The sequence below is a fragment of the Staphylococcus sp. GDY8P94P genome (assembly GCF_017892255.1).
Lineage (GTDB): Bacteria > Bacillota > Bacilli > Staphylococcales > Staphylococcaceae > Staphylococcus > Staphylococcus cohnii.
In genome coordinates, this window is sequence record NZ_JAESKU010000008.1 from 548,613 (window position 1) to 574,509 (window position 25,897).

Consider the following 25,897-nt stretch of genomic DNA (forward strand, 5'->3'; position numbering starts at 1 on the left):
TTGAAATTTATAGAAATTATAATGTAATATTACTATGTAACAATTATTATCACTTACTTTTAATGATTTATACTTGAAATATAGGGTAAATTATTAAAAGTATGCTCACATATTCCAAATAGGAATGTGTTATATGATTAATATGTATTTTTACATGTGAGAGTCGCGTAATATAATAGTAAATAAAGACATAAGATGAGTGACAATGTATGACAAATTGTTACTGATGTTATTAAGAATGAAAGGTGAGGAACTATGGCTAAAACTGAGTCAAAAGACGTCATTCTTATTGGCGCCGGTGTATTAAGTACTACTTTTGGTTCTATGCTTAATGAGCTTGAACCAAATTGGAACATTAAACTGTACGAACGTTTAGATCGTCCTGGTGACGAAAGCTCAAACGAACGTCATAACGCAGGTACAGGACATGCTGCACTTTGTGAATTGAACTATACAGTTCAGCAACCTGATGGTTCAATTGATATTGAAAAAGCAAAAGAGATTAATGAACAATTTGAAATCTCTAAACAATTCTGGGGCTATTTAGTTAAAAATAACTATATCGAAAACCCTAGAGAATTCATTCATCCATTACCACACATTAGTTTTGTAAGAGGTAAAAATAACGTTAAATTTTTAAAAGACCGTTATGAAGCAATGAAAAACTTCCCTATGTTTGATAATATCGAATATACTGAAGACATTGAAGAAATGAAAAAATGGATTCCATTAATGATGCAAGGTCATAGCGCAAGCGATATTATGGCTGCCAGCAAAATTAATGAAGGTACTGACGTAAACTTTGGTGAATTAACTCGTAAAATGGCGAGAAACCTTGAAAAAAATCCAAAAGTAGAAGTTCAATACCATCATGAAGTACTTGATTTCAATAGACGTAACGATGGTAAATGGGAAGTTCAAATCCGTAACGCAAATACTGGCGAAACACAAACACAGTTAGCTGATTATGTATTTATCGGTGCTGGTGGTGCTGCTATCCCATTACTACAAAAAACAGGTATCCCTGAAAGTAAAAACTTAGGTGGATTCCCTATCACAGGTCAATTCTTAACATGTACAAATCCAAATGTGATTGAAGAACATGGTGCCAAAGTGTATGGTAAAGAACCACCAGGCACACCACCAATGACAGTGCCACATTTAGACACACGTTTCATTAATGGCCAAAAAACATTATTATTTGGACCGTTCGCAAGTATTGGTCCTAAATTCTTAAAATATGGTTCAAACTTAGATTTATTTAAATCTGTTAAACCAAGTAACATCACAACATTATTAGCAGCGGCAGCGAAAAACTTACCGCTACTTAAATATTCATTTGACCAAATTTTAATGACAAAAGAAGGTTGCATGAACCACTTACGTACTTTCTATCCAGAAGCACGCGATGAAGATTGGCAATTATATACTGCTGGTAAACGTGTTCAAGTGATTAAAGATACTGAAGAATATGGTAAAGGCTTCATCCAATTCGGAACAGAAGTTGTAAATTCTGAAGATCATTCTGTAATTGCATTACTTGGTGAATCACCAGGAGCATCAACATCTGTATCTGTTGCATTAGAAGTATTAGAGAAAAACTTCTCTGAATATAAAAATGATTGGGAACCTAAGATCAAAAAAATGATACCTTCTTATGGTAAATCATTAATTGAAGATGTTGATTTAATGAGAAAAACTCGTCAACAAACTTCAAAAGATCTTGAATTAAATTATTACGAATAAACTTTTGATTGCTTAAGTGTAAAAACTAAAATGAACTGAGATTAAGATAGTGTTAAACACTTATTTATGAACCTACAATAACAGTTTATTTTCAAAACACATCTTTCAAGATGTGTTTTGAAAAATTTTATCATTACTAAATGTTTATTGGTTCTTTAATCTTTGTTGTTCATTGGTATTTTTTAGAAATACTTTGTTATCATTGATTCACTTAAAGGAGCGAAATGTATGAAAAAATTATTAATTGTTGTGGCTGTAGGCGCATTAGCATTTGCAGGTCTTAAACGTTACCAACAACATGTAAACAAAGCACCAAATATTGAATATTAATAAATCATGTAAGCCATCATAGGTAAAAGTTACCTATGATGGCTTTTTTGTTATTGTTATATAAAAAATACAGTTATAAATTTTTTGACCATTTTCTGCATTATATATTCCCCTTGGCAAACCCACTCCTACACGTTTTCACAATCACAATTTTATATTTCCCTTTTGTAATATCTAACGATTTAATTCGACTCACCTATTAATTTTATTGTTAATCGATAGTTTATTTAAATTCACAAGTCATCTTATTTTTATCATAGTTAAACCCTTGGCATAATTCCACATATCATTTAGACTCCCGTTTGTATTAGTTCAGACTAACCGGGGTCTAAGATTATATTGAAACAGAAAACAGGAGTGGAACCTACTTATTACTTGTTCCACCCCTGTTTTTTAATGTGTTTTAATATTTAATCCTCTATAGCGATTGAGTGCACCACAGAATTCTTGTTTTCTCGGCAATGCTAAATTACCAGGATGTCCTTGATGCGGTGAAATGATATCTAATCCTTTTTCACTAATCAAATCAAAAATTTTATCAGCTGCTTGAGATATCGTATCTTGTTCATTCAACAAATTACTTTGATAATAATCTATCATGGTTGCTATGCAATTCGTTTGGCTAGCATCGACAAGTTGTTCTAATCCTGAAATATTAATTCGTTCTTTACCATATAAAATCGTATGCATACCTTTTACTTTAAAACGTCGACCTTTACCTTTATTTGAAAAACTAGATTTCAGTGGTATTCTTTGCGAAGTTTGTCCGAATTGGCTAAGTGACGCTTCATCTTTTGAGTGACTATCTTCGCTAGCAATTGCTTTAGCTTTACGAGTAACGTCTTTTAATACATATTCATCCATCATTAATACTTGATCAGCCACATCGAAGTAATCGCCAGAACCTCCTACAATTAGAATTGTTGAAACATGATAATCATGGTATAGAGATTTTACTTTCATAGCGAAAGGCGTGATGGGCTCTTTTTCAGGTGCGATTAATTTTTGCATTCTGCTATCTCTAATCATAAAATTTGTTGCAGACGTATCTTCATCTATTAATAATAACGAAGTTTGAGATTCTAAGGCTTCTATAACATTTGCTGCTTGTGATGTACTACCGCTCGCATTTTCAGTAGAAAATTGAGTAGTATCTTTTTTACCTGGTAAATTATTTATAAAAGGCTCAATATTTACTTTTTCTATACTTCTTCCATCTTCAGCTCGGATTTTCATCGCATCATCACACGTAATAATGAGTTCACGTCCATCACCTGGAATATGGTGATATACACCACGCTCTAAAGCTTCTAGTAGTGTTGATTTACCATGAAATCCACCACCAACAATGAGTGTAATGCCTTTAGGTATGCCCATACCGCTAACTGTCTTTCCACTAGGTAAATTCAATTGAATTTCAAATTCTTGTGGACTTTGGAATGTTACAGCGTCAGGTAAAGGTGTGTCAGACACACCACTTTTCCTAGGTAATATAGAATCATTCGCTACAAATGCAACTAAATTCTGTCGTGACAGTGCATCGCGTATAAATACTTGATCTATCATCGTAGTCACTTGATCATTTAATGCAACACGATTGATATGTTTATACAATAATGCTTTTTCTACTATTTCAGGTAGTAAATCTATGAAAATATGATGGGCAACTTTTCCTAAAATTTTTCTTCCTGCTGCTGGTAACCCTACTTCAAAACGAACTTCAATTTCGCTATGAGTAATGACTACAGAAGTGCGTTGTAATATTTCTTGGCCACAGTGATCTATAAAAATATCCGGTCTCTTTTTAGAGACTTGATCAGATTTAAGCACTTTGCTAATACTTTTGCTAAACGCCCTTGTTAAAAAATCAGATACAGCAATTTTTTTATTTTCTGTATCTAATAATTCATCGGGGATATTGGCAATATGACGCTGCATTTTTGCACGTACTTTAGATGGTGGTGCGTAAGGATCTGCTTGTATATGATCTATAATTAAATGGAATTTATCAAAAGCGTATTCGCCTTTAAGTCGTTTATATGCACCATATTTTTGTCCATCTAATGATTTTAATAACTTTCCGAATTCCAATGTATTTTTCAAAAGGAACACTCCTTCAACATAGGTTAATACTCTTTTATTTCATACCCAGACTACCGAAGCAGTGAAACTAACACTTGTAATAAATGTTAGTTTACTTTATAAAAGGAACACTTTATAAACTATATTCTCTCGTTTTTTTCCATTTCGCCATCTTGTGTATCGTCATTAATATTAATTTTCATGAAAAATCCCACAAAAAGTTAGCTTTTAATTACTACTTTTTGTGGGCATTTTTAAAATTTAGGAAGGGATTTCTGTACGTTTTGTACTGTGTTTTCTAATAATAGCTGCAATCAGTGCAGAAACAGCACCGAAAATCATAAATCCGATAAACATCCACATCGTTGTATCTAATTGAATACTTCCATGTAAATATAAAATTTCTCTTAATGAGTTCGCATAATGAGCAAATGGATTCCAATCGACAATATATTTTTGATAAAAATCAGGCAACATTTGTTTTGGCAGTGTTACTAATTGCATACTGAAAAACATTAATAAGAAAAAGATTGGGACAGATTTCAAACCTAACCAAGTCATCGTGCCTAGAATTAATCCGACAAATCCCATGATTGCTAATGCAATAAATGTAGCTGTTGTATTAGGCGCACTGAAATTAAAATCTAATACTATCTTCATAAAGTACACGTACGTGAAAGCTCCCACAAATGCCGTAACAATTGTCATAGCAATTTGCCCTAGTGATGCAATGATGCGGTGTTGTATCGCTATGTTATTACTTGTTCTAAATGCAAAGAATAATAATACTGAAATAATAATTGATCCCATCCAAACAGGCATAAACATTAAGAACGGACCATTTCCACCTGCTTGATGACTACTTATTTTATTTACTTTTTCATTATCTACTTTAACTGGATGCGTTAAACTTTGAATATCTGATGGTTTTAAATCAATGTTTTGCTTTTCTAAAATATCCAAGCTTTGTTTGGTAATTTGTTGGTTCATGTTATCACCCATGCCTTTTAAAACTTGAGAAGGCATTTGTGAAACTTGTGTCCCTGCACCATCATTGATAAATGTTTTAAAACTTGCTTTTTGAGGTGTTATTTGTTGATTCTCGCCAGATTGTGACATCTTTTCTTGCATCTTTTTGGCTTGTGCTGCTGGTATTTCTCCAGATTGAACTTTATCTTTCATTTCCTCTTTTTTAGCATCCATCACGATTTTTTGTGTTTTGCTTAGCGCATTTTTTGAAAAATCATTTTCTATAACAGCTGCTCCAAAATATTTTTGTTCTTTCATACCTTGTTTTAAATCTTTTTCATTATCAACTTGAATCCATTTAATCGTATTTGAATTACTATCTAGCAATTTATCTTCTAAATTTTCACCTATATTAATCTTGTTACCTTGCATATCAACACCTTTATCGTTGTTAACAATCGCAATTGGAATATCTTTGGGTTTAGGGTTAAATGCTGGATAAAAAGCGACTGAAAATATTACAAATATTAGAATAGCTGCAATCGGTGCAAGCCATAATAACTTATTTTTAAAAATATTCATTTAAGATTCCCTCCTATTTAATAAACAAAGTGTTGAATATTTATCACATTGTCCATTATAATTATTACTAAATGATATACAATACGCAATGATGTTCAAGACGTTCTTTAATGAACACTTTTGATATAAATGTCTATTAAATACAAAGGAGATTCAACATATGGCAGAAGACAGACGTGTTAGAAAAACACAAAATGCTATTAAACATGCTTTTATACAATTATTAAATGAAAAAGATCTAGATAAAATAACGATTAGTGATATTACACACAAAGCTGATATTAATCGCGGCACTTTTTATCTCCATTATGAAGATAAATACATGTTATTAAATAAAATGGAAAATGATTATATTGAAGAATTGTCTAATACATTAAGCGCGAAAGATAAATTTTATGTAGGTATGGATGTAGAAGCATTTGCTCGTATTTTTACTGAAGAAAAGTTAAAAAAAATTATCCTTCATATCGATACAAACTTTGAATTCTATAAAACCATATTTATGTTAGAAAGAAGAAGTCAGTTAGAAACAAAAATAAACCAAGTAATGTATGAAAATATGAAAAAACATTTAGTCACAAAAGATACGGTTGATGGTATTCCGCTAGACTATTTTCATAGTTATGTAGCAGGCGCATCTATTTCTTTCATTAAGTATTGGGTGAAAGATAATCGAAAAATTGATCCACAAACTTTAGTAGAAAGCCTATTTAAAATTGTTTTTTATGGTCCGCTGCGATTAATGGCAAAAGAACAATACAATATAAGTGAACAATAATAGATATAATCTTGCAACGTGGATAAGAATAACATTTGCAAAACAGTTTAATGTACACTACTGCAAAATGAGTTGAATGCCTATATTTCATAATATCGAACAAAGTGCAGCCGCTTAAGAATAAGAAATATATTCGATTCAACTCTTTTTTACATGTTTCGTTTTGGTCATAGTATATTACCACATGAATATTGAACCCTCTTCAAAACGTAGCTGCAATTTAATTCTTTTTTATCTAACACCTACAATTATTTACAACTTTTACTTGTTCCCCCTCTCTAAAATTCAACAAATTTATATCATTTTCTTATTTTTAACGATAGTCTCTTCCATAACATATTAGATAATGCTAATATGTTATATATTAAGTTTTACTAATATGAGGTGTTCAAAATGAATAGTAATGATTTTACATTACAGGCACGTTTTTTACATGGACTTTCTAATAAAGTTAGATTAACTATTTTAGAATTATTAAAGGTGTCCGAAATGACGGTTAACGAAATTGTTTCAAGCTCAAAAATGAGCCAATCCAGCATTTCTCAACACTTAGCCTGTTTAAAAGAATGTGGTTTAGTAACTGCTAGACAAGATGGTAAATATATATATTACCAAATTAAAAATCCATATATTTTAGAATTATTGAGCCTGGTTGATCATATCGTAGAAGAAACAAAAGATGATATTATCACTTGCAAATACCATAATAACTTAAGAATGGATGATGCTAATGAATAAATCGTCTGATGTTTGTTGCACTAACACTTGTCAAAATACGAACAATGAAAAAGTATCAAAAAATATAACAAACGAATCCGATACATTACAGAAATTTACTTTTCAAGTTAATGGTATCGATTGTAGTTCTTGTGCCACAACGATAGAAAAAGCACTCTTACCATTAGATGATGTTTATAATCCAAAAGTTAACTTCTCTACTGGCAAATTAACAGCAGAAGTGAGTACTACAGATACGACTAACCAAATTGTAAAAACAGTCGAAAAACAAGGCTATGGGATTCAAAACACTCAATCGCAATCAACACAAACCACTTTTATTATCAAAGGCATGGACTGCGGAAACTGTGCTAAAACCGTTGAAAAGCATGTGCTGAACCTTCCGTATGTTAAAGATGCACAAGTTAACTTTTCTACAGGTAAACTACAAGCTACTACGGAAGGACAAAATGAAAAGAATATAATAAAAGAAGTAGCGAAAATTGGTTATACTGCAATTTTACAAAATAATAAAACAGATAATGATCAGAAAATAAGATTGTTTATCAAACCCATCATTTCTGCTGCATTCATTTTACTTGGACTATTAATGTCAATAACATCACTACCAATTGAAATTGCTAATATTTTATATACAGTTGCCATATTGGTTAGCGGACTTAAACCATTTAAAAGTGCATTTTATTCACTAAAATCTAAAAGTTTGGATATGAACGTTTTAATGACTGTCGCAGTTATTGGTGCTATGCTGATAGGTGAATTTTTCGAAGGTGCTATTGTTATTTTCCTATTCACAATTGGTACTTTATTACAAACAATTTCGATAGATAAAACAAGAAATTCCATTCAATCACTCATGGAATTAACACCTAATACTGCCAACTTATATACCCAAAAAGGTATTATCTCTAAAGACTTACATGAGATTCACGTTGGCGATATTATTCTTGTGAAGCCTGGAGAACGCATACCATTAGACGGCACCATTACAGAAGGAACGTCTAGCTTAAATCAATCACCGATTACCGGAGAATCTATACCTGTTGATAAAAAGACGAATGATGATGTTTATGCTGGTTCTATTAATGAAAATGGTACATTAAAAATTAAAGTTACTACATTAGTAGAAGATACAACACTTTCAAAAATCATTGAGATGGTAGAAGCAGCACAAGAAAATAAAGCACCTGCCCAAGCATTTATAGACAAGTTTTCAGAAATTTACACACCTGTTGCTTTTGTATTAGCACTATTAGTAATGCTCATACCACCTATACTTACATTAGGCTCCTGGGGTGAATGGTTCTATAAAGGACTAGAGTTACTAGTTATCGCTTGTCCATGTGCGTTAGTCATTTCAACGCCTGTTGCTATAGTGACAGCGATCGGTAACGCGGCAAAAAATGGTGTACTTATTAAAGGCGGTAATTATTTAGAAGCATTAGGTTCTTTAAATGCAATAGCATTTGATAAAACAGGAACACTCACTGAAGGAAAACCTAAGGTAACAGCTGTTAAGCATATGGAAAGTGACGAACAAACACTATTACAGCTTGCACTTAGCTTGGAAGCTTATTCAACACACCCTATCAGTAAAGCTATTGTTGACTACACCTCTAAATTAAATATTTCACCAAAACATGTTAGTGATTTTGAAAATATAACTGGCAAAGGTATCAAAGGTATAATAGATAATCAAACCGTTTACGCCGGAAATCAAAGCTTGATTGAGTCTATCAATCCTAAAATCAAAACGCATGCATCAATGTTTAGTGATTATGAAAAGCAAGGTTACACCATCATTATCATATCCTCTAAGACGACTTTTTATGGTTTGATCACTATAGAAGATCCATTAAGAGAAAATATAAAAGCAACTATGCATCAGTTGCAAGAATACAACATTAAAAATACCGTTATGTTAACTGGTGATAATCAAGATACCGCAAACAAAATTGCAGCTCTTGCAGGCATTCGTGAAACTTATGCAAAATTAATGCCTAAAGATAAATTATCAGCAATTGAAGATTTACAAAAACGTGGTTATCGTGTTGGTATGGTTGGCGATGGTATCAATGATGCACCTGCACTTGCCCAAAGTGATGTAGGAATTGCTATGGGAGGCGTTGGTTCTGATACCGCAATGCAAACAGCAAATATTGTTTTAATGTCAGATAACTTACAACAACTTCCAAGATCTATCTCAATTAGTAAAAAAGCTAAAACAATTATTAAGCAAAACATTTACTTTTCAGTAATTATCAAATTGATTGCTTTTATATTGGTATTTCCTGGGTTATTAACTTTATGGTTAGCTGTTCTCAGCGACACTGGCGCTGCTATCCTAGTTATTTTAAATTCATTGAGATTATTAAAATTTAAAAAAGATTAGCAAAAAGCGAGCACTTAAACTGTGCTCGCTTTTTATAATTTTTATATTAATACAAACTTTTTTCCTACTAAAATATTATCTCAACGAATGGCGCGTCATTATAGTTTCATGGAATACGCATTTCTATGCAATCAATGAATACAGATAAAAATGCTGAGACTTTCTATCGTCTCAGCATTTTATCGTATATGATGCAATTACAAGTATTGTTTTGTTTGGCGATCAATATCTAATGCAGTTGTAAATTTCGGCTTTTCTTTTCTAAATAGATATTCACCATTACGTATCGAAGCAAGACAGTCAACGCGTCGACGTTGTGCTTCAAATACATTTGGTGCATCCAACACGATAAAGTTTGCTGGCTTGCCTTCTGATAAACCGTAAACTTCATCTAAATGCATTAATTTTGCACCGTTATAAGTAATTAAATCGAAATTACGTGGAAAATCTTCTTCTCGCATTAATTGTGTAGCATGCAAGCCATTGTCTAAGATGTTCATTAAATTACCTGATCCTGCTGGGTACCATAAATCAACAATTGAATCTTGACCAAAAGCCACATTAATATCATTATCTACAAACTCTTTGACACGTGTTAATCCTCTTCTTTTTGGATAACTATCTTGTCTGCCTTGTAAATATAAATTTTCAGTTGGGCAAGAGACAAAATTTAAACCTGATTGGCGAAATAACCCCATCATTCGAAATGCATAAGCATCATCAGCTGAACCAAATGAACAAGTATGTGAAGCTGTCGTAGCATTTCCATAACCTTGTTGCATCACTTCTGCATTTAATATTTCTAAGAAACGCGCTTGTACGTCATCTGTTTCATCACAGTGTACATCAATTAATTTATCATATTGGATAGCAAGTCTAACGATTTCTTTAATTGATTTCGCGCCTGCTTCTGGACTCCATTCATTGTGTGGAATACCACCGACACAATCTGCACCTAATTTTAAGGCTTCTTCAATTAAATCACGGCCTGTTTTACCTTGCGCTTCAAAAGCATACATACCATTTTGAGGAAATGCCACAACCTGAATCGTAATATTATCTTTCAATTCATCCCTTACTTCAAGTGCTGCTTTGATACCTGTTAAATCAGGATCTGTACAATCCGTTTGAGCACGAATATATTGTGTGCCGTAGCTCGCTACGTCGTTGACTGCTTGACGCATACGCGATTTCATTTCTTCTTTTGTAGTGCCTTTTTTATAATCATTCCATAAATCAATAGCCTCAAACAATGTTCCAGATGTGTTTTTAATTTGAGGATTTTGTCCTGTAAAATAATAATCTAGATGAAGATGAGCATCAACATATGGGGGCAAAACTAAGGCACCTTCTAAATCAATCACCTCATCCGCTTCACCTAGATTCTTGCCAAATGCTTTAAACTTACCGTTTTCAACTAAAATTTCTGAAACTTCATTATACTTATAAATTGATGCATTAATGAATTTTTTACGCATTCATAAAACCTCCTATACCCTTCTACCATAAGTCTTAATACGTTTTTAAGCAATGATTACCCAGTGAATAAGGTTGACATGAACTCCAATTTATTAGATTTAGCGGACTTTATGAAAAAAAATCTGCTGACACATGCCACAATCAAGTCGTGGTATCAGCAGATAAATTGAATGATTTAATTATAATTTACAGATTATATTTAGGACATATTATGCGCATCTTTACTGAACAAATTTTTGAAAAATGCAGTAAATTCATTGTCGTCTTTTTTAACTGCGGCATCTACTTGGGGCGCATGTGTACCTTTAATAAATTGGCGCTTATAGGCTACATATACTTTGCCTTCTTTATTCACATTAAACTTTAAATGATCCATTTTTTTAGGCACAACATCATATAAATCTTGCTTAACTTGGTATGTTTTCCCATTAATTTCGTGTTCTCCTTCACTTAACACTTTTCGGTATTCATATTTTTTGAATTGTTTCTTCATAAGCGCATTAGCAATTTTATGGCGTGCATTTTTAGCTTTCATACTTGGATATGGCTTCACATTGAGTATCGCTTCATTGAGACGTAAACCATTACGTTTACTTGTTAACGCTAAACTATATCCTTCATCGCTTGTTCCCGTTTTCAACCCATCTGCACCTTTTAATTCAAATCGTTGTCCTTTTAAAGAAAGATTTTTTGTTTTTAATTCTGTTCCAAATTGTTTATCCGTTGTTTTAGAACTATATTTTAAAATCTTAGGATGATCTTTTAATATATTTTGCATTAGAATGGTCATATCATCTGCAGTAGTTTGTGTTTTGCGCTCTTTTTGATATTGCTTTGGAGCATATTGCTGTAAAAGATGATTATCTGCACCTGTAGGATTCACAAAATGCGTATGGGCCATACCGAGTTTTTTCGCTTTATGGTTCATTTCATCTGTGAATTTTGATGTTGAACCACTCACCTTTTCACCCAAAATAAGTGTAGCTGCATTGCTTGATTCTAAAGTGATTTGTCTAAGAAATTGATTAATAGAATAAGACTTTCCTCTCTCTAAAGGTACACTAGCTAAATCAGGTAATACAGACATTTTTTCATAATCTGAAGTGATTTTTATTTTGTCTGTACCTTTTATCTCACCATTTTCTATCGCATCCAATGTCAAATACATCGTCATCATTTTTGTCAAAGAAGCTGGATCAGTTACTTTTTCCGCTTTATCTTGATATAAAATTTGACCTGTTTGAGCAGTCACGCTAACACTTTCTGGTTTATATTTAACACTTTGCTTAGAACTTAGTGATTTTTCTGTTTCAGCAGTTATTGTAGCTGTTGGTGCAATGGCAGTAAACGTGAGCAACCAACTTAGCATCATCACACTTAATTTCTTAAACAATGATGACCATTCCTCTCTAAAAATTTATATTAAATAATCAAGCACACTTCAAATTTAATCTTATTTTTGGGGATATAGGTTTAAGTACTCTTCTAATGTTTCATTACTTTTATATAATTTTTTTGCTGTATCTTTTCCAACATATCTGATATGCCACGGTTCATATTGATAACCCGTTATATGCGTTTTATTCTTAGGATATCTGATGATAAAACCATATTTGTAAGCATTATCTTTGAGCCACTGCCCTTCCTCAGTCTTACCAAAAGAGGTTTTAAAGTTAGTATCCGTATTCTCAGAAACAATGTCGTATGTCAGTCCAGTTTGATGTTCTGAATGGCCTGGCTTCGCACTGTATTTATTGGCTGATTCTTCTCCATCTCTTTGAACATATTGATCAAATAACTGTTCTTGACTTTGGTAACTTCTGAAACCACTGGCATTTGATAATTGAAATCCTTGATTATTACCATCATTTAAAAGTTGCTGTAATGCATCACGCGCTTCTTTATTTTCTCCAGGATTAAAATGTTCTGGTAACGAAATATCTTTGTTCACAATTAAAATATCATCAATATACGTTACACCATGCTTCACTTCTTTATGATGCTTATTTTCACTATTGTTACTTTGCTGTTTTTCATGATTTTCACTGTCTTTCTGCTCAGATTCATTGTCTTGAGCAGAACATCCAACTAAGACCAAACACAACATGATAATCAATAATTTAAATTTATTCATTGTTACTCCTTTTTAAAAAGTATAATCAAAACAAATGTTGATGGACAATAAAATAGTTTTAAAAACAATTGTAATTAACATTAATATAACACGCTGTATATAAGAGACAAGTATTTTATTGAATTTATTAATATTTCAAAACACAACTATCAACTTTCAAAATGGAAAACAACAAAATAAAAACAGTCACCCTGCTGTGGTTAAGCAATGACAACTGTTTTATCGTACATCTTGTATTTTATAAAATATGCTAGCAGATACACACCGATTACTAAATATAATAGAGAGAGCGATAAAAATTGTATTATTTAGTATACCCGATGTCTTGAAATAACTTTTTATAATTTTCTACAGCTTTATCATGACTAAGCTCTGATCTCGTCTGTACGCAATTAAATGGTTCATCTATTATTTTAGCCATATAATCAGCAAATGCTTTAATATTATCAGGCTCAACGAGATATCCATTTGTACCATGGTTTATAATCTCTGAAGGACCATATCTAACATCATAAGCAATAACTGGACAACCAACTTCGATACTCTCCATTACAGTTAAGCCAAATCCCTCAAATTTACTTGTTAACAGTGAAGCTTTTGATTGTTGAAATTCTCTCAAAGGATTATTCGTAAAATCGTTGATTTCTACTTTATCTTGAATACCAAATTGATCAATTAAATCCAACAGCACCCTTTTCTGTCCAGCTTCATCCATACCAAATATGGATAATTTCGTATCGTACCCATAATCCAAAAATTGTTTATACGCTTTAATTAAATGGTCTACTTGTTTTTGAACACCTAATCTACCTATAAAAATAAATCGGTCTAACTTATTTTCGTTTGCAAGTGATTTGTATGTTTTAATCGAATGTGGGATGACCGATAATTGTCTTTCATCTAATGTGACTTGGCTAATAATATCTTCTTTTTGCTTTTCAGTTAATATTAAATATTTTTCTACTTTTTCAGAATGATTTAACGCAAATTTATATGAACCTTTCATTTGCTGTCCATTCAAATGACTATTATGAAAAACTAAAATATTTTTAGTCGCATGTGTTTGATTTAACAATGGTTCATCTAAAAGTCTAGCATCATTAAATACCACATCACCATCACTGAAGCGATGGTCAAAATAATATTTAAATAAGGCTTTTTCACTACTGAAGGATAAATAAGGTCTATCATTTCTATAAAGTTGGATATAATCTAAACTTTCTTGTTCTGTATTAAAAAACTTTTTACAGTATATAACGCCTTGTGTATTAAAGTACACCTCACATAATTTTGAAAATGGTTTATGTGTGTAATAAATCTTTCTATGCAATTGACCAAATTTATTGTATTCCCAACGTTCTAATCGTTTTTTACTAATAGATGACATAAAATCTTCAAGTTGAACTACATTGCTATTGCCATAATATTTTCTGTACAATACGTAATCACCATTTTTATAATATCTCATAACATTGCCATCATTAAAACTTTTACTTTCCAATCCTTTGAGTTCACGGTTCATCGTTTGATATTTAGGTTGTTTTTTAAATTTAGTCTTCGGTATTTCTAATAGTTTGAAGCCACTTAACCAGTCGTATATATTTTCGAATTCTGTATGCTCTGTCACTTTTCCCTCGTTTATAAACTTTTCGTAAACAGATGGGTAATTGGCATTATAATTCGTTGTTACAATTTTACTTTTGATCCCCAATTCACTATCTAATAATTTTATTCGACTTAGCAATGCCTTAGTTCTACCTCCATGTACTGGTGGTAATGTGCTTGTTATTGTATAAATCATGATTTCCCCTCATTTTCATACCTATAGTGTAGTATTTATATCGTTTGCCTTAATAAATTTAAAAACTAATCATTTATATTGTACATTTCATTTATTATTTAGTATTTATTATAAACTAATATGTATTACACACCTAATATTATTTGCAATTGTAGCCACTTTTTTCTCGTATGAAACTTTTTAATTTATTTATCTAGTATAAAAAGATGTATTAAATTACTAAATTAATTTTATTTTTCGAATACATTCGTTACTATATGATTAAATATAAAAATATTTAGACAACGGAGTTGAGTATAATTGTTAACATTAAAGCATTTAATAGATATGAAACAACATGCTAATAAAATTTCAATGGTTACAGCTTATGACTACCCTAGTGCAAAACAAGCAGAAACTGCACAAATCGATACGCTTTTAGTTGGAGATTCTTTAGGTATGACGGTGTTAGGTTATGAAAGTACGGTTCAAGGAACGATGTCAGATATGATCCATCATGCAAAAGCAGTGCGTCGTGGTGCCCCTAATACCTTTATGATTGTCGATGTTCCTTTTGGTGCTGTTGGTATTAGTGAACACTCTGATTTAGAAAATGCTATAAATTTATACAAACAAACAAATGCAAATGCAATTAAAGTCGAAGGCGCACATTTAATTGATTTTATAAACAATTGCCAGAACATCGGTATACCAGTCGTTTCACATTTAGGACTTACTCCACAAAGTGTTGGTATCACTGGATACAAGATGCAAGCCAATACAAAAGAAACAGCACAACAACTCATAAACGATGCTTACGCTGTACAACAAGCTGGCGCGATCATGCTCGTTTTAGAAGCTGTTCCGAGTGATCTAGCTGCACAAATCACTAAAAATTTAGACATCCCAGTGATTGGTATAGGTGCAGGCAAAGATACTGATGGACAAGTATTGGTCTATCATGATGTACTAAATTATGAAATCCCGCATCAAGCCAAATTCGTAAAGCAATATGGAGATTTTTCCAGTGGCATAACCGCTTTAATGCAGTATCATAAAGAAGTCAAAAACGAAATATTTCCTGATGTTTCACACACGTATAAAAAACAAATTATGGATGAGGTATCAGAATGACAACATTAATTACATCTATCAAAGAAATGAGTAAAATAAGTACAAATTTAATAAAAAACAATCAGTCCCTCGGCTTTGTTCCAACGATGGGGGCATTACACGAAGGCCATTTGGAAATGATGTCACAATCAGTAAAGGAAAATGACGTTACAATCATCAGCATTTTTGTAAATCCATTACAATTTGGACCAAATGAAGATTTTGATGCCTACCCTAGAAATATAAACCAAGATAAAATTAAGGCAGCGTCTGTTGGTGTAGACTATATCTTTTATCCTACAGTAGAAGAAATGTACCCAGAAGAACCCACAATAACGTTAAATGCTGGTAGACTCGCCACTGTTTTAGAATGTGCACAACGTCCTGGCCATTTCAATGGTGTCATCACAGTTGTTAACAAATTATTTAATATTATTCGACCACATCATGCATATTGCGGCAAAAAAGATGCGCAGCAACTAGCTATCGTTGAAAAAATGGTCGTAGATTTTAATCACCCAATAGACATCATTGGTGTTAATACAGTACGTGAATCAGACGGTCTCGCTAAAAGTTCACGCAATGTTTATTTGACGCCTACAGAACGACAAGAAGCGCCAGCACTATATAAAAGTTTACAGTTAGCCAATGAACAATACCTTCAAGGAGAACGTAATTGTGCCAAATTAATAGACACAGCCAAAACTTATATTAAACAGCATACATCCGGTAATATAGAGACGGTAGCTATATACAGTTATCCAGAATTAGAAGCAATCACTCACATTAATGGAAAAATTTTCATTTCACTAGCTGTAAAATTCAGCAAAGCGCGTTTAATAGATAATATGATTATCGGAGATTAATTAACTGGATAATAAAACTAATCCTCGTATATCCACACAAAAACCTCTTAATTGCACGATCTTGTGAATTAAGAGGTTTTATATATTATAGTTTAATTAACACTTCTCCTATGTCGACTGCGCCGTCATGTGTTGTTTTAATCTCGTGTTCTCCTGAATTAGTTATGATAATAGGCGTAATGTCACTTTTCGCATGCGTTTTAATATAGTCTAAATCTACAGTCATAAGTGATTGACCTTTTACAATCGTGTCTCCAGAATCTACATGTACTGTAAAACCTTCTCCTTGCAATCCAACAGTCTCTAAACCAAAGTGAATCAACACTTCTACACCTGATTCAGATTTTAAGCCTATCGCATGTTTGGTAGGGAAGACTAACTCGACAGTGCCATCAAATGGTGCCACAACCTCTCCATTATCTGGATAAATCGCAAGACCATCACCCATTAATTTATCACTAAATACTTGGTCTGGCACTTCATTTAACGGTACTGTACGACCTTTAAATGGTGCATAAATCGTTTCACCTTCGACTGTAACTGATTCATTCATAGCTTCACTTTCAACCGTTGTCTCCTCTGGTTTTGTGATATTACCAGCGATAATTTGTGCCATATCATGTTTAATTTGGTCTGATTTCGGTCCAAAAATTTCCTGCATATTATTGCCTACTTCTAGTACGCCCGAAGCACCTAGCTGTTTCAAACCTTCAACATCTACTTGAGCTTTTTCATTAACTTCTACTCTCAAACGTGTAATACATGCATCAAGGTGTTTAATATTGTCTTTCCCACCCATCGCATCTAAAACTTTAAACGGTAGCTCACTCACTGATACAGAATTATTTTGCATTTCTTTATCTTCTCTACCAGGTGTTTTATAATTTAATTTTTTGATAATAAATCTAAATATAAAGTAATAAAGCACTGCATAAACTAAGCCTACTGGAATAACAAGCCACCAAGCTGTCTTATTAGGTAAGATGTTCAACAGTAAGAAATCAATAAATCCACCTGAGAAGGTATAGCCTAAATGTACATTCAATAAGTACATAATTAAGAAGCCAAATCCATCTAGCACTGCATGAATAAAGAACAAGAGCGGCGCTACAAATAAAAATGAAAATTCTAATGGTTCTGTAATACCCGTAAGGAATGATGTTAAGGCACCTGATAACATCAGACCGCCAACCACTTTACGATTTTCTTTCTTCGCTGAATGATAAATTGCTAGAGCAGCAGCAGGTAGTCCAAACATCATTACTGGGAACTCTCCACCCATGAATTTACCAGCTGTCAGTGGCACATTTTCAGTGATTTGCGCAATAAAAATTCGCTGATCACCATGAATAATTTGTCCAGCCGCATTTTTAAAACTTCCAAACTCAAACCAGAAAGGTGCATGAAAAATATGATGTAAACCAAATGGTATTAGCAAACGTTTAATAAAACCAAATAAAAATACTGCTATTCCTGTATTTGATTCTAAGAGACCTTCACTGAATGCATTTAAACCATATTGAATGGTTGGCCAAATCCATGCCATTGGAAATGCAAGAACGAAAGAACATGTTGCCATCATAATCGGCACAAAACGTTTACCAGCAAAAAAACCTAAATAACTTGGCAATGAAATATTATAGAATTTGTTATAACACCATGCAGCAAGTGCACCAATGATAATCCCACCAAACACACCTGTCTGTAATGTAGGAATACCTAATACATTTGCAAAACCACTAGCAGCATCACTGACATTATCTGCTGTAATACCTAAAAATGCTCCCATGGTTTTATTCATAATCATAAATCCTACAAATGCAGCAATCGCAGCTACACCATCTCCGCCAGCTAAACCAATCGCCACACCCAGGGCAAAAATCATAGGTAAATTATCGAAAATGACAACTCCTGCACCTTCCATCATTTGTGCAACATGTTGAAAAGCATCTGCTTTAATAAATGGGAGGTAAGATTGTAAAACTTCTCCTTGTAAAACTGTTCCAAAAGCCAACAATAAACCCGCCGCTGGTAAGATGGCCACAGGTAACATCAAAGCCTTACCAATACGTTGAAGTTGACCAAAAAATTTCTTCCACATTATACAGTATCCTCCATTTTCAAGAAACTATATAACGTTTATGTACAAAAACATAATTCATTATAAGTTCCTATATTTTGCGTCAAAACAAGGTTAAAGACACAAAAAAGGCATGAGTAAATAAACTGAGCTTTTTGCTCTGTCTAAGTACTCATGCCTGATCGAATCAGTTACACGTGCTTATTTATCGTTGAGTTAAGTGGCTGATATGTAACGTTAAATAAATAACTTCTGCTTCATATACTGTGACACCCAACTGTTTTTGCATCATTTTCATTATCTTGACAGCAACATTATAGCACAGCGGATAATGCGCTTTCAACATCTTTTCAAATTCGGTTTGCGACTTGATCGTTTCGCCTATACTCAGTCTTCTAATTAAAAATTGAATATGTCTAATAAATCTTTGATATTGTACAGATGTCGTATCTATAGATTGATGTAAATCATACTCCACAATTTGAATACATTTACTGATTAAATCATTAATTTTAGTCATTTCGCTCATTGTTAATTTTTCCATATTAGATGCAATATGTAGTGCTATAAAACCAACCTCATCTTCTGGAAATTGGAGTGACAATACCGAATTGAGTTTATAGATAACTGAAGCAGCTATTTTATAAGCTTCAGGGTATAGATGTCTCGTTTCGATTGCAAAAGGGTTATTAATGTATTGATTTTGCTTTAATCGTTTATATGCAAATATGATGTGGTCGGTTAACGCTACAATTAAACGATTATCATCAATTTCTAAATCTGTGCTAGTAATCATATTAATTGCTTCAATAATCGCTTGAATGACAGAATCATCAGCTTGTTCAATAAGTGCTTTATAATGTTCTTGTTGCTTTTTCTGTTCTAACGCATAAACTTTTTCTATCATTGTCTCATCATCAACAACCATCCCTGATTTCTTATTGAACCCGATGCCTTTGCCGATAAGGACCACTTCCCGTTTTTGATGCATACAAATAATAACATTATTGTTTAATGGTTTTGTAATTTGATATTGACCCATCATATACACCTTTCTTAGTTATTGCTTAAAATTATATAGTGTATTTTAACAAATTAAAACTAAGAAGTTGTATGGGCCTTCAAAATAATCATATTTTATAAAAAGACTTAGTGCGTCTCTATAGCGCGATACTGAAAGTTTCTTTAAATGTTGTACTTTCCTCTGTCTTTGTAATCAAACATTCAACAAATTAACTTTCTGCAAACACTAAATATTTATGATTTCAAATTTTCATAATACGTCTTAGAATGACTATTGATGCTAAGGTTTTCAATTTGTAATGTTGTGTGCTTGATATTGTATTTATTTTCCAATAATTTAGAAACATTATTTATTACTTCATACGATTCAATCTCTGATTGACTACTCAGTACAACATGAGCACTCAAGGAAAAATGTTCCGTGGTTATGCTCCACAAATGAAATTCATGAACATCATCAATCCCTTTTATACTTTTCATATCAGCAATCAATTTATCTGTATCGAACTTTTCAGGTACAGCTTCCATTAATACAAACCAAGCATTTCTAGCAATTTTCCATCCACCACGTAATATAATTAAAGAAATGACGATACTGATGAGTGGGTCTATCATCTGCCATCCTGTTATGTGAATTAACACAACGGCAATAATAACACCGATTGAGTTTAATAAATCTCCCATGAAATGCCATAATGCACTTTGAACATTAATATTGTCTTCCTGTTTTAAAGAACGTACAAGAACGATTGTCAAAACGATGTTAACGAATAAACCAATCGTGGCTATGATAACCATAACACCACTTTCAATCGGTTGCTGATAAATCATACGCTTAGCTGCTTCATACAGGATCCATAATGAAATAATCATTAACGCTAAACCATTTAAAAAAGCAGCTAATATTTCTAGCCTCAGATAGCCAAATGTAAAACGTGACGTAGGTTTTTTCGTTGCAAAATATATCGCAACCATAGACAAACTTAATGCAATAACATCACTTAACATATGAAACGAATCAGATAACAATGCTAAAGAATTTGAAAGTACGCCACCAACAAACTCTACTATGGTAAATATCAGTGTAATAAAGAAAGTTATCCACAGTGTTAACTTAGCGTTTTGTTGCTTTTTCCGATGATCAACATGATGAAAATATTCTCTTCTACTCAATAACTTTAGCCTCCTATTTACTTTAGCTACTCTAAATTATATCCCCGTTCCAAAATAATTTATACTATTAATTTTAATTAAAATATATTCATTATTGAATTGTGTTGGTTTTATATAACCAAACTTTCCATAAACAATAGCTATAGCGCAATTAAACCATTCATTTTACTTATCCATTGAACAAATGTAAGCTAATTATGATATGCAAAAGGGAGGCAAATATATGTTAAAAGACAAAATTACAATCATTTCAGGTGCAGCGAGTGGCATTGGGTTGGAAATTGCTAAGGTGTTTTTAAATGAAGGCGCAAAAGTTGTATTCACAGATATTAATCAAGATGCATTAAATCGTGCAGTTGAATCATTTAAAGCAAATGGTTTTGATTGTATGGGGGTTATTGCTGATGTGTCGAATGAAAAGGATGTAGAAGCATTAGTAGATAAAACTGTAAAACAGTATGGGCAAATTGATATTTTAATTAACAACGCAGGTTTGCAAAACGTGGCAAATATTGAAGATTTTCCAACTGATAAATTCAAACTAATGATAGATATTATGCTAGTTGGTACATTTATTATGACAAAGCATGTACTTCCAATAATGAAGAAACAACAGTATGGACGAATTTTAAATATGTCTTCTATCAACGGACTCGTTGGTTTTTCTGGCAAATCTGCCTATAACAGTGCCAAACATGGCATCATTGGTCTAACAAAAGTTACAGCTTTAGAGGCTGCCCAAGATGGTGTGACAGTCAACGCAATCTGTCCTGGATATATCGATACACCACTTGTTCGAGGTCAAATGAATGACCTTGCAAAAACAAGAAATGTGAGTGTTGAACAAGTATTAGAAGATGTGCTATTCCCACTCATTCCACAAAAACAACTTGTAAATATTCAAGAAGTTGCTGACTATGCTGTGTTCATCGCTAGTGATAAAGCTCAAAGTATCACTGGACAATCCATCGTAATTGATGGCGGCTATACTGCACAATAATTTTTAACAATAACAAAGACGATGACTTTACAAATTTTAAGTAAAGCAATCGTCTTTTTGTACTATAAATCAAAATGAGTTTTGCAACGGTATAACTATATATTAGAGCGTGCGCGCATATTACGCGCAGACAAACCGAAGACTTACCGCACGTGTTAAAGCTTGTTTTATCTATCGCACCACTGTCAATTTTTATATAAGTTCATGAATTGAACACTATTTTAACAAATCTAAGGTAACTTGCCTCATTTAATTGTCAAAATGAGTCCCCCCTATCATGTCATTATTTATAACCTTGTTCCCTATTATAATTGAATCATTAATTAAGACATTTTAATAATAATTCTACCAGCATCGCCATTTGCTAACTGATCAAAACCTTTATTAATCTGATCTAATGAAATGACGTCACTGATTAATGGATCAATATTAAGTCTGTTTTGACGATATAAGCTCACAAATCTTGGTATATCACGATCAGGAACACAACTTCCGACATATGAGCCTTTAACCGTTCTCTCTTCAGCAGCTAAAGTTACTTGTGGAAATGAAAATTCTGCTTTTGGATCAGGTAAGCCTGTGGTCACTGTTGAACCACCACGTTTTGTTATCGCATATGCTACTTGCATTGCAGGCACCACACCTGCTGTTTCAAACACGTATTCAGCGCCACCTGTTACATATGCTTTAACATCATCAATCACATTTTCATCACTTGAGTTAAACACTGCTGTTGCACCTAAAGTTTTAGCAATTTCAAATTTGTCCTCGTTAATGTCTAAAGCAATAATTTCATTAGCACCAGCCAGTCTTGCACCTATTATGGCATTTAGTCCAATGCCTCCAAGACCCACTACCGCTACGTTACTACCCGGCCTAATCTGAGCTGTATTTATAACAGCACCTATACCTGTAATGACAGCACAACCAAACACTGCTGCCCGTTCATAAGGAATTTCTGGATCTATTTTCACTATTGAATTTTCTGAGACAACAGCATATTCTGAAAATCCTGAAACACCTAAATGATGGTGTATGACATCTTTTTCTTTAGATAAGCGGAACCCACCTTCTATCATTTCACCCTTCTCATTGGAAGCTGCACCATTTTCACATAATGCAGGTCTTCCTTCACGACATGGTATACATTTACCGCAGCTAGGGATAAAAGTACAAACAACGTGGTCTCCAATTTCAAAATCACTAACGCCGTCACCTAATTCTATAATTTCACCTGCTGCTTCATGGCCAAGCGCCATAGGCATTGGTCTTGGACGGCTCCCATTAATCACTGACAAATCAGAATGACATAAACCCGCGGCATGAATTTTAATGAGCACTTCATTCTGTTTAGGGGCATCGAGGTTTAAAGTTTCTATTTTTAAAGGCTCCGTTTTTTCATAAGGCCCTTCAACACCCATTTCATATAATACTGCTGCTTTTGTTTTCATTGCTTCACACATCCTTTATTCATAATAACCATCCGTAGATTTTCTAAAAGATTCAAATTGGTTACCATCATGTCCAAACCAGATTTCCGCATTCTTTTCTTGAGCAAGGCGCTTAATATATTCCACAGAATTTGCCCATCCAACTGAATCATAAAGAATACCAGGTGGTTGTAATTTTGGTTCCATACTTTCTTGTGTGTAAATGGCATCAGAAGCTAAGATGAGTGTCCCTAACTCTTCAGTTTCAATTTCAAGACCAATCATTCCCCAGGCATGTCCACTACCAAAGTTGAGTACTTTCACACCATCTACAAGGTTTAGATGTGCTTGATCTCGCGCTATAGTTTGCCAAGTCAAATCACTTTTAATCCAAGCGTCGATATCACTCCAAATGTACGCACCTTCTTGTTGGTTACGCGCATAGCACTTCATCGCACCACTGAATTCATCGTCGTGAACAATAACAGTTGCGTTTGTAAAATATTCTAAACAACCAGCATGATCAAGATGTAAATGGGAAGCTACTACTATATCCACATCTTTAGGATCAACACCTAATTGTTCTAGTCTGTTTGGTAAGTGACATGATTCATCAGAAAAATAAGGGAAAGCTTTTTGCGTTGCATTAATCCATCGTCCTTCCTCTCCCATTGAATTCGGATTACAAGCAGTATCAAATAATATCTTAGCATCAGGATGATCTATAAAAACGGTATAAATCGGAAATTCATGTAGTTCATTTTCTTTATTTGGATTATCTAATGTCGCTTGGTTTGAATTTGCGATCATTAAATTTTTATCCATTTTCATTCGCCCATTATCCAACACATAAATTTTCATACGTTCTTTTTTTATATTCACCATACTAATCACCTCTTAGTATAATATTACACTAAAATGTAAGGGTTTTCCATAAATATACTAATACTTGCACTCAACACTTATATAAAAATGAATTATTATATTTTCACTTGAAATTCAATCAACTTTTAACACTTTTCTACGTATAAATACGATTTGTCCATATCACACAAAACTCACATCATACTTTGGCACTTTTTACATACCCAAAACACCAAATAATGCTAAACTTAAATTAAAAATTGCGAATGTTTTCACATAATAGGAGGAGACGATTTTTATGAAGAAGATTTTTATCGCAGGTGCTATCCCAGAAGCCGGGCTTAATCAACTAGAACAACATTTTGACGTAGATATGTACACTGGTCAAACCCTAATTTCCGAAGAATTATTAATAGAAAAAATTAAAGATGTTGATGCATTAATCACTTTATTATCTACTAACGTGAGCCGAAAAGTTATTGAAACTGCACCAAAATTAAAAATCATAGCTAACTACGGTGCTGGTTTTAATAATATTGATATTGAAGCTGCGCGTGAACACGATATCAATGTGACAAACACGCCCATTGCTTCAACCAATTCAACTGCAGAGTTAACAATGGGTATTTTACTTGCTGTAGCTCGACGTATTCCTGAAGGAGATCAACTTTGCCGCAATGAAGGATTTAACGGTTGGTCACCGTTATTCTTTAGAGGACGTGAAGTATCTGGTAAAACAATTGGCATTATAGGATTAGGTGAAATTGGTACTGCCGTTGCAAGACGTGCTAAAGGTTTTGATATGAATGTGCTTTATTCAGGTCCTAAACGTTATGAAGATAAAGAAGCTGAATTAAATGCAGAATATGTTACACAAGACGAACTTTTAAAACGTTCAGACTTTGTAACTTTAAACTGTGCATATAATGAAAAGTTAAAACACATGATTGACTATAATGCGATCAAAAAAATGAAACCAACTTCATATTTAATCAACGCATCAAGAGGACCAATTGTTTATGAAGAGGAATTAGTAAAAGCGCTAGAAGAAGGTATTATTGAAGGTGCAGCACTTGATGTGTTTGAGTTTGAACCGCAAATCACTGAAGCACTGAAATCAATGAAAAATGTAGTTATCACACCACATATTGGCAATGCGACATTCGAGGCAAGAGACATGATGGCTGACATTGCAGCATCTAACGTAGTGAAACAACTTAGCGGTGAACAACCAAACTATATTGTAAACTAACAGGAGTGAAAAATATGCCACAAACATCCAATCGTTTTTTTAATATAAATGAGTTACAACATTTTTCTGACGACGCAGCGAAAAAA

The 25,897-nt window shown here is 33.0% G+C and carries 20 protein-coding genes; 9 read left to right on the forward strand and 11 right to left on the reverse strand.

All coding sequences use genetic code 11. From position 1 onward, the window contains the following. Window positions 1-255 precede the first annotated feature (255 nt). Window positions 256-1,746: an L-lactate dehydrogenase (quinone) gene (lqo, locus tag KA926_RS06955; RefSeq protein WP_019469252.1), complete on the forward strand. Its 1,491-nt coding sequence runs from the start codon at window positions 256-258 to the stop codon at window positions 1,744-1,746. A 228-nt stretch (window positions 1,747-1,974) separates the two neighbouring features. Then, the gene (locus KA926_RS06960; RefSeq protein ID WP_019469251.1) at window positions 1,975-2,076 is read left to right on the forward strand and encodes an SE2200 family small protein; all 102 of its coding nucleotides are present in this window, start codon (window positions 1,975-1,977) and stop codon (window positions 2,074-2,076) included. Window positions 2,077-2,469: 393 nt separating this feature from the next. On the opposite strand, the gene KA926_RS06965 is transcribed toward KA926_RS06960, so the two are convergent. Together KA926_RS06965 and KA926_RS06970 are read right to left on the reverse strand one after the other, a co-directional pair. After that, window positions 2,470-4,179 (reverse strand): ABC-ATPase domain-containing protein, encoded by a 1,710-nt coding sequence (locus tag KA926_RS06965; protein ID WP_210143998.1) that lies wholly within the window; start codon window positions 4,177-4,179, stop codon window positions 2,470-2,472. Between the two features lie 240 nt (window positions 4,180-4,419). Then, window positions 4,420-5,709, reverse strand: a complete 1,290-nt coding sequence (locus KA926_RS06970; protein WP_210144000.1) for a YhgE/Pip domain-containing protein — start codon at window positions 5,707-5,709, stop codon at window positions 4,420-4,422. Between the two features lie 160 nt (window positions 5,710-5,869). Here KA926_RS06970 and KA926_RS06975 point away from each other — a divergent pair, with 160 nt between their 5' ends. The 3 genes from KA926_RS06975 (at window position 5,870) to KA926_RS06985 (ending at window position 9,617) form a co-directional block, all read left to right on the forward strand. Next, a complete protein-coding gene (locus KA926_RS06975) occupies window positions 5,870-6,487 on the forward strand; it encodes a TetR/AcrR family transcriptional regulator (protein ID WP_210144001.1) in 618 nt (205 codons plus the stop codon). A gap of 393 nt (window positions 6,488-6,880) precedes the next feature. Next, window positions 6,881-7,225: an ArsR/SmtB family transcription factor gene (locus KA926_RS06980; RefSeq protein WP_040030586.1), complete on the forward strand. Its 345-nt coding sequence runs from the start codon at window positions 6,881-6,883 to the stop codon at window positions 7,223-7,225. Continuing rightward, window positions 7,218-9,617, forward strand: coding sequence for a heavy metal translocating P-type ATPase (locus KA926_RS06985; protein WP_210144003.1), 2,400 nt, complete (start codon window positions 7,218-7,220; stop codon window positions 9,615-9,617). Before KA926_RS06980 ends, KA926_RS06985 begins: the two co-directional genes overlap by 8 nt. Window positions 9,618-9,814: 197 nt before the next feature. Here KA926_RS06985 and KA926_RS06990 read toward each other — a convergent pair whose 3' ends face one another. From KA926_RS06990 to KA926_RS07005, 4 genes are all read right to left on the reverse strand, one after another. Continuing rightward, entirely contained in the window at window positions 9,815-11,095 is a 1,281-nt protein-coding gene (locus KA926_RS06990) for an amidohydrolase family protein (RefSeq protein WP_210144005.1), read from the reverse strand. A 200-nt stretch (window positions 11,096-11,295) separates the two neighbouring features. Further along, window positions 11,296-12,489, reverse strand: coding sequence for a penicillin-binding protein PBP4 (gene pbp4, locus KA926_RS06995; RefSeq protein WP_210144007.1), 1,194 nt, complete (start codon window positions 12,487-12,489; stop codon window positions 11,296-11,298). A gap of 60 nt (window positions 12,490-12,549) precedes the next feature. Further along, entirely contained in the window at window positions 12,550-13,230 is a 681-nt protein-coding gene (locus KA926_RS07000; RefSeq protein WP_210144009.1) for a M15 family metallopeptidase, read from the reverse strand. 304 nt (window positions 13,231-13,534) lie between these two features. Beyond that, on the reverse strand, window positions 13,535-15,031 hold the full coding sequence (locus tag KA926_RS07005) for a glycosyltransferase (protein ID WP_119535493.1): 1,497 nt from the start codon (window positions 15,029-15,031) through the stop codon (window positions 13,535-13,537). A 300-nt stretch (window positions 15,032-15,331) separates the two neighbouring features. Between KA926_RS07005 and panB the strand changes: the two genes are divergently transcribed. Next, the gene (gene panB, locus KA926_RS07010; RefSeq protein WP_210144010.1) at window positions 15,332-16,144 is read left to right on the forward strand and encodes a 3-methyl-2-oxobutanoate hydroxymethyltransferase; all 813 of its coding nucleotides are present in this window, start codon (window positions 15,332-15,334) and stop codon (window positions 16,142-16,144) included. Then, a complete protein-coding gene (gene panC, locus KA926_RS07015) occupies window positions 16,141-16,989 on the forward strand; it encodes a pantoate--beta-alanine ligase (RefSeq protein ID WP_119535495.1) in 849 nt (282 codons plus the stop codon). Before panB ends, panC begins: the two co-directional genes overlap by 4 nt. A gap of 85 nt (window positions 16,990-17,074) precedes the next feature. Here the strand turns inward: panC and ptsG are convergent, their stop codons facing one another. The 3 genes from ptsG to KA926_RS07030 form a co-directional block, all read right to left on the reverse strand. Further along, on the reverse strand, window positions 17,075-19,090 hold the full coding sequence (gene ptsG, locus KA926_RS07020; RefSeq protein ID WP_210144012.1) for a glucose-specific PTS transporter subunit IIBC: 2,016 nt from the start codon (window positions 19,088-19,090) through the stop codon (window positions 17,075-17,077). A 184-nt stretch (window positions 19,091-19,274) separates the two neighbouring features. After that, window positions 19,275-20,111: a glucose PTS transporter transcription antiterminator GlcT gene (gene glcT, locus KA926_RS07025; protein WP_119535497.1), complete on the reverse strand. Its 837-nt coding sequence runs from the start codon at window positions 20,109-20,111 to the stop codon at window positions 19,275-19,277. 215 nt (window positions 20,112-20,326) lie between these two features. Further along, complete coding sequence (locus tag KA926_RS07030) at window positions 20,327-21,265, reverse strand: cation diffusion facilitator family transporter (RefSeq protein ID WP_119535498.1); 939 nt, start codon at window positions 21,263-21,265, stop codon at window positions 20,327-20,329. Between the two features lie 223 nt (window positions 21,266-21,488). Between KA926_RS07030 and KA926_RS07035 the strand changes: the two genes are divergently transcribed. Then, on the forward strand, window positions 21,489-22,265 hold the full coding sequence (locus KA926_RS07035) for a 3-hydroxybutyrate dehydrogenase (protein ID WP_210144014.1): 777 nt from the start codon (window positions 21,489-21,491) through the stop codon (window positions 22,263-22,265). A gap of 323 nt (window positions 22,266-22,588) precedes the next feature. Here the strand turns inward: KA926_RS07035 and KA926_RS07040 are convergent, their stop codons facing one another. Then, window positions 22,589-23,716, reverse strand: coding sequence for a zinc-dependent alcohol dehydrogenase family protein (locus tag KA926_RS07040; RefSeq protein WP_210144015.1), 1,128 nt, complete (start codon window positions 23,714-23,716; stop codon window positions 22,589-22,591). Between the two features lie 15 nt (window positions 23,717-23,731). Beyond that, window positions 23,732-24,580, reverse strand: a complete 849-nt coding sequence (gene ahlS, locus KA926_RS07045; RefSeq protein ID WP_019469224.1) for an AhlS family quorum-quenching N-acyl homoserine lactonase — start codon at window positions 24,578-24,580, stop codon at window positions 23,732-23,734. Between the two features lie 277 nt (window positions 24,581-24,857). On the opposite strand from ahlS, the gene KA926_RS07050 reads away from it, so the two are divergent. Then, window positions 24,858-25,811: an NAD(P)-dependent oxidoreductase gene (locus KA926_RS07050; protein WP_210144017.1), complete on the forward strand. Its 954-nt coding sequence runs from the start codon at window positions 24,858-24,860 to the stop codon at window positions 25,809-25,811. The last annotated feature ends 86 nt before the right edge of the window (window positions 25,812-25,897 follow it).

What these genes read in the sequence shown, in the direction of transcription:
- KA926_RS07040 (WP_210144015.1), bottom strand. Translation starts at nt 23,716, where the DNA reads ATGAAAACAAAAGCAGCAGTATTATATGAAATGGGTGTTGAAGGGCCT.
- KA926_RS06990 (WP_210144005.1), bottom strand. Translation starts at nt 11,095, where the DNA reads ATGCGTAAAAAATTCATTAATGCATCAATTTATAAGTATAATGAAGTT.
- KA926_RS06975 (WP_210144001.1), top strand. Translation starts at nt 5,870, where the DNA reads ATGGCAGAAGACAGACGTGTTAGAAAAACACAAAATGCTATTAAACAT.
- ptsG (WP_210144012.1), bottom strand. Translation starts at nt 19,090, where the DNA reads ATGTGGAAGAAATTTTTTGGTCAACTTCAACGTATTGGTAAGGCTTTG.
- KA926_RS07000 (WP_210144009.1), bottom strand. Translation starts at nt 13,230, where the DNA reads ATGAATAAATTTAAATTATTGATTATCATGTTGTGTTTGGTCTTAGTT.
- KA926_RS07050 (WP_210144017.1), top strand. Translation starts at nt 24,858, where the DNA reads ATGAAGAAGATTTTTATCGCAGGTGCTATCCCAGAAGCCGGGCTTAAT.
- KA926_RS06980 (WP_040030586.1), top strand. Translation starts at nt 6,881, where the DNA reads ATGAATAGTAATGATTTTACATTACAGGCACGTTTTTTACATGGACTT.
- lqo (WP_019469252.1), top strand. Translation starts at nt 256, where the DNA reads ATGGCTAAAACTGAGTCAAAAGACGTCATTCTTATTGGCGCCGGTGTA.
- KA926_RS07035 (WP_210144014.1), top strand. Translation starts at nt 21,489, where the DNA reads ATGTTAAAAGACAAAATTACAATCATTTCAGGTGCAGCGAGTGGCATT.
- KA926_RS06970 (WP_210144000.1), bottom strand. Translation starts at nt 5,709, where the DNA reads ATGAATATTTTTAAAAATAAGTTATTATGGCTTGCACCGATTGCAGCT.
- panC (WP_119535495.1), top strand. Translation starts at nt 16,141, where the DNA reads ATGACAACATTAATTACATCTATCAAAGAAATGAGTAAAATAAGTACA.
- KA926_RS06985 (WP_210144003.1), top strand. Translation starts at nt 7,218, where the DNA reads ATGAATAAATCGTCTGATGTTTGTTGCACTAACACTTGTCAAAATACG.
- glcT (WP_119535497.1), bottom strand. Translation starts at nt 20,111, where the DNA reads ATGGGTCAATATCAAATTACAAAACCATTAAACAATAATGTTATTATT.
- KA926_RS07005 (WP_119535493.1), bottom strand. Translation starts at nt 15,031, where the DNA reads ATGATTTATACAATAACAAGCACATTACCACCAGTACATGGAGGTAGA.
- KA926_RS06960 (WP_019469251.1), top strand. Translation starts at nt 1,975, where the DNA reads ATGAAAAAATTATTAATTGTTGTGGCTGTAGGCGCATTAGCATTTGCA.
- ahlS (WP_019469224.1), bottom strand. Translation starts at nt 24,580, where the DNA reads ATGGTGAATATAAAAAAAGAACGTATGAAAATTTATGTGTTGGATAAT.